The 1,636-nt window shown below is 42.6% G+C and carries 1 protein-coding gene and 1 pseudogene; both read left to right on the top strand.

Going from position 1 to position 1,636, the window contains the following annotated elements; genetic code table 11:
- Positions 1 to 377, top strand: a pseudogene (locus tag HMPREF9140_RS09965) (YitT family protein); the annotation flags it as partial.
- 62 nt (positions 378 to 439) lie between these two features.
- Positions 440 to 1,495, top strand: coding sequence for an IS5 family transposase (locus tag HMPREF9140_RS09960; RefSeq protein WP_006953784.1), 1,056 nt, complete (start codon positions 440 to 442; stop codon positions 1,493 to 1,495).
- Positions 1,496 to 1,636: the final 141 nt, after the last annotated feature.

Below are 1,636 nucleotides of genomic sequence, written 5' to 3'. Positions count from 1 at the left end.
CATTGGTAACGAATTCGGAGCAAAGACGGTCTACACGGCATTAATTCTCGGTCCGATGATTGACTTCCTGGGAACAGTTATTCCCATCAAGGAATCTATATTTGCCGTCCATGTAGCAGGACAAACGATAGCTAATCCATTGGTTCGATTTGTTGTGTTTCGTTGTTGTTTTGAGTGCATCGCAAAGCATATTGTTCAGTATAAATGCCTCTACTGGCGGACTGGATATTATGGCTAAAATCATCAATAAATACACCGGTTTTCACCTCGGTTCGGCGGTTGCCATTGCGGGCGGTCTCATTTGCTGTACAGCCTTTGCAATCAACGACGTAGGACTGGTTATGATTGGACTTATTGGCACATGGCTCAACGGAATGAGACCTCTGCAAAACTCCTCCTATAATTTGTCTTTCTTAAATATTTTTTGTACCTTTATGGTATGAAACAAAAGTTATCCTCTCCAAGTTTTGCTGACCTATTCCTTGGGCAAAGAAAGGTCAAGCAGACATTCTTTTCACAAATAAACACAGTCATTGATTGGGCACCTATTCGTGCTATAATAGAAGTGGCTTATACAAAAGGCTATAAGTCTACCGGCCGGCCCGGCTATGACAGCCTTGTTTTATTCAAGATTGAATTACTCCGCACCTGGTATGGTCTGAGTGACGGAGAAGTTGAAGAACAGGTTAACGACCGCCTGTCTTTTAGTCGCTTTGCAGGTCTTGGCATGGAAGATATCGTCCCTGACAGTACTACCGTGTGCCGTTTTCGCAACATTCTTGTTGAAGCGGATTTGTATGATACGCTTCTTGAGGAGTTTAATCGGCAATTGGAAGCTAAAGGAATCATTGTAAAGCGTGGCGCCATTATTGATGCCAGCATTACGAATACGCCCCGTCGTCCCCGCGGAGGTAAGAGCTATGAGGTCGTTGAGGATAGAAAAGAGGATGAGAACATAGAGGCTTCGGAGAAAGCCATGCTCAAAGAAGTTGTCAAGCCTAACGTAGACACAGAAGCCCGTTGGGTAAAGAAGATGGGAAAACTCCACTTCGGTTACAAGCGTCACACGGTAACGGATGAAAACGGATTGGTGCTTGCCGAGGAAACGACAGCTGCCAATGAAAGTGATATGAAACACTTAGAAACACCCCTCAAGAAAGCTAAATTGCCACGAAAGGCACTTGTCTATGCCGATAAAGGATATGACTCGATGGAGAACAAAGAAACCCTCAAACGTATGAAACTCAAAAGTCGTATCATGCATAAGAGAACAAGAGGACATGAAATTACCAAAAGGCAGCAGCGTATCAACGTTGCGATAAGTAAGACACGCTACAAAGTAGAACGTACCTTTGGTTCTATGCATAGATGGTTTGGTGCAGGAATAGCAAGATATGTTGGACTTTCAAAAACACATGCGCAGCATATTATGGAATCCATTGCCTACAACTTATACCGAACACCTGGGATTATTGTGTCAAATTCTATCAGATAATATGAAAAAACACTGATAAAAGATTGTTATCTACTCAAAAATAACCTCCAACGGTATCTTTTGATCAAAAATATTTATTCTTCTAAGAGTGTATGGGTGAGAGTTGAGAGGATGGTAGGTTTTGCAGAGGTCTCGGAATGA

The organism is Prevotella micans F0438 (genome assembly GCF_000243035.1).
Classification (GTDB): Bacteria; Bacteroidota; Bacteroidia; order Bacteroidales; family Bacteroidaceae; genus Prevotella; species Prevotella micans.
The sequence above is the reverse complement of the archived record's forward strand: the minus strand, read 5'-3'. Positions and strand labels throughout refer to the sequence as shown.